Origin of the sequence: Corallococcus sp. AB030 (genome assembly GCF_003668965.1) — a bacterium.
Lineage (GTDB): Bacteria > Myxococcota > Myxococcia > Myxococcales > Myxococcaceae > Corallococcus > Corallococcus exiguus.
On the sequence record NZ_RAWQ01000396.1, the window covers coordinates 1 to 3,314 of the forward strand.

The following is a 3,314-nucleotide window of genomic DNA, read 5'->3' on the forward strand; positions in this document are numbered from 1 at the left end:
CCTCCTGCTTCAGCTTCGCTGCCAGCTCCTTCGACTCCATGCCCACGCGCTCCTCCTGCTTCGAATCGAGCGCTCACCTCCGCACGTCATCCTCCTCCCGTCACGACGGGGGCGGGCGAGGAGTTACGTCCTCTCGCTCGTCGCGGCATTTCTCCCCGCCGTCGCGTTGGCTGGGAGTTCCACTTGCAGCAAGAGCGATGGGCCTTGCAGGACCAGCGCGGACTGCTGCTTCTCCGCCAACGTCTGCTCTTCTGACGGCTATTGCCGAGTTGCTCGTACAGTGCAGAACTTCTGCGCGCGAGGCGGTGCACTATGCATGGCGCAAGAGGAGTGCTGCCCAGGCTACGCCTGCCTACCGAAGGATTCACAGGCAAGGCTGTCCATCGGCATCTGCACCCCTCGCGTCGAATGCGCAGGACAGGATGTCACCTGCAACGGATCCACACCGTGCTGCAGCGGGCTCACCTGCAGTCAAGGTGCGTGCGTCCTTCCAGTCATTGCTGCCCCGCGTGCCTGCGGTGGCAGCGCCTCGCAGTGCACGACGGGCAGTGAGTGCTGCGCCGGCTTGTCGTGCGATTCAGGGCAGTGCCACCCCTCCCCCACCACCAGGGCCAACCAGCGAACCAAGACTCGTGACGAGGCGCCGCAGAGCGCCACCTCTCCGACGCGAACCAGCCACGAAAAGGGAGAAGCTGCCATCTGGCGCGAGGTGCACTGGGGGAAGGAGGTCAAGCAGAAGGAGGAAGAGCACCGGCAGCGACGGGAGGAAGAACGACGGCAGGATGAGCGGCGAGCAGAAGCCCGGCGTGAAGCAGCCCGCGAAGAAGCCCGCCGTGATGCAGCTCGCGAGGAGGCCAGAAGACAGGCAGCGAGGGACGAGGCACGCAGGCAGGCTGCCCGCGATGAGGCGCGCCGAGCCGCCATGCGCAACGGCCGCTGAGGAACAGACAAGCCCTGCTGGCAAGGCCGTCCTACGCGATAGAGGCCCGTCCGCGCCCGCAGACACTGCGGCGGCCTGGGCGGTGGCGGCTCCCAGTGGAACCGCAGCACACCGAGGCATGCCTCGTGCTGTGAGCCAGAGTTCCCGCCCAGCTGGAGCCGGAAGCCTTCAGGCCCCGGCTACACACAGGACACGTCCTTGAACCCGCGCCCTCCCTTTTTCCTGCCCCGCTTCGCCCTCCTCCTCGTTGCCGTGACAGCCTTGCGATGCGGCCCGTCCGATGACCTGGACGAGAGTCCGCCCGCGCGGCCTCCTGTCTCGCAAGACGGAGGATCCTCGGACGGCGGTGCGAGCCAGATGGACAGCGGCATGCCCATTCAGGATGGGGGCGCATCGGCTCGTGATGGAGGTGGCTCCACCTGCACACCTTCCTGCGCCAGCAGGTCCTGCGGACCGGATGGCTGCGGTGGCACGTGCGGGACATGTCGGAGCGGCACCACGTGCAGCGGCGGCAACTGCGTCTGCGTCCCCCAGTGCAACGGCAAGACGTGCGGCCCGGACGGGTGTGGTGGCGTCTGCGGCACCTGCCCCACCAACGCCACCTGCAGCGCCGCAGGCGACTCCTGTGCGTGTGCGCCAGGCTACGTGCCCAACCAGGCGCACGACGGCTGCGTCCGCGTCGGCGGTGCCTGCGAGGGCGTCAGCCAGTACGGCTACTGCTCTGGGGACACCTGGGTGCGGTGCGACGCCCAGGAGGGCATCGTCACCATAGAGTGCGGCCCAGGCCGGTGTAAGCGGCTCGACTCGGCGGGCAACGGGGCCTGCACCTGCGGCAGCATCGACGCCAACGGCGTCTGCGCCACGGCCTCCGGTGCCAGCGCTGCGACGCCCCGCGTCCACTTCACGTGCGCGACGAGCGAAGGGGTTCTCATCGCCAGCAACTGCACCGTGGCGACGGGCTCCTCCACGGGCTTCTGCTCCACCTTCGTCACGTCCTTCGGCCACCAGACGACGTGCTTCTGCAGCACCTGCTCCATCCCCGGGCGCAACAACCAGTGCGGCTCGCTGTGCAGCAATCCCGCGCAGTGCCAGTACTCAGCGTCCGGCAACTTCCACACCTGCGGATTCTGACGCCCGCTCGTCTGTGGACGGCCGTCCTTGAGTTTGAAACAGAATGGCCGCAAGGCCACAGGACGGTGCCCTTGCGCGCAGACGTCTGCAACATGCTGGGCGCCTGCTAAACGCAAGCGCCCAGCACATCGTCAGAGACTCAAGCCTTGCACTTGGACGGGCGTGAGGCGGTCGGTCGTTGTCCCGTCGCCGAGCCCGCCGACGAAGTTATCCCCCCAGGCCCAGACGGTGCCATCCTGCTTCAAGGCGAGCGTGTGGAAGGCGCCAGCGGCGAGGGCCGTGACGCCCGTCATCCCCGGCACCTGCACGGGCGTGAGGCGGTCCGTCGTCGTCCCGTCGCCGAGCTCGCCGTCGGCGTTGTTGCCCCAGGCCCAGACGGTGCCGTCCTGCTTCAAGGCGAGCGTGTGGAAGGGGCCAGTGGCGAGGGCCGTGACGCCCGTCATTCCCGGCACCTGCACGGGCGTGAGGCGGTCCGTCGTCGTCCCGTCGCCGAGCGCGCCGAAGCCGTTGTCGCCCCAGCCCCAGAGGGTGCCGTCCTGCTTCAAGGCGAGCGTGTGGTTGCTGCTGCCAGTGGCGAGGGCCGTGACGCCCGTCAATCCCGGCACCTGCACCGGCCGGAGGCGGTCCGTCGTCGTCCCGTCGCCGAGCTGGCCGTACTCGTTGCGGCCCCAGGCCCAGACGGTGCCGTCCTGCTTCACGGCGTGCGTGTGGAAGTCGCCAGCGGCGAGGGCCTTGACGCCCGTCAATCCCAGGACCTGCACAGGCTTGAGGCGGCTCGTCCTCGTCCCGTCGCCGAGTTCGCCTTCGCTGTTGTAGCCCCAGCCCCAAACGGTGCCGTCCTGCTTCAGCAACAGCGAGAAATCGCCGCCTGCGGCGACACGAGCCACGCTGCTCACCGCGCACGCCGTGCCGCCCTGAAGGGCGAAGGCGAAGCTGGCGGAGAGGCCGAGGGTATTGGTGACGGTGGCCGTCACAGTGGGCGGGGTGCCCGAGGGCACGCACGCCGGCGCCGTCCAGAGGACTTCGCTGGTGGTGGCGGCGTTGGTGGCGGTGCCCAGCGTGCCGATGCTGGTGGACCAGATGAAGCTGAGGGCGCTGCCTTGCGCATCCCGGGCCTTCACCCGGAAGACGACGGTGGCGCCACCCGCGGGCACCGAAGCGATGGACTGGAAGGCTTCCACCACCTCCGGAGGGAAGCGTCCTGCGGTGGGTGGGCCCACATGGACTGTGAGCGTCCCCCCCC

The 3,314-nt window shown here is 68.9% G+C and carries 2 protein-coding genes; one reads left to right on the forward strand and one right to left on the reverse strand.

What is annotated here, in order from left to right; genetic code table 11:
• The first annotated feature begins 1,585 nt into the window (after positions 1 to 1,585).
• Complete coding sequence (locus D7Y15_RS44510; protein WP_148713035.1) at positions 1,586 to 2,071, forward strand: hypothetical protein; 486 nt, start codon at positions 1,586 to 1,588, stop codon at positions 2,069 to 2,071.
• 131 nt (positions 2,072 to 2,202) lie between these two features.
• Here D7Y15_RS44510 and D7Y15_RS42875 read toward each other — a convergent pair.
• The coding region (locus tag D7Y15_RS42875; protein WP_368667433.1) for an RCC1 domain-containing protein at positions 2,203 to 3,314 on the reverse strand (1,112 nt) is incomplete at its 5' end.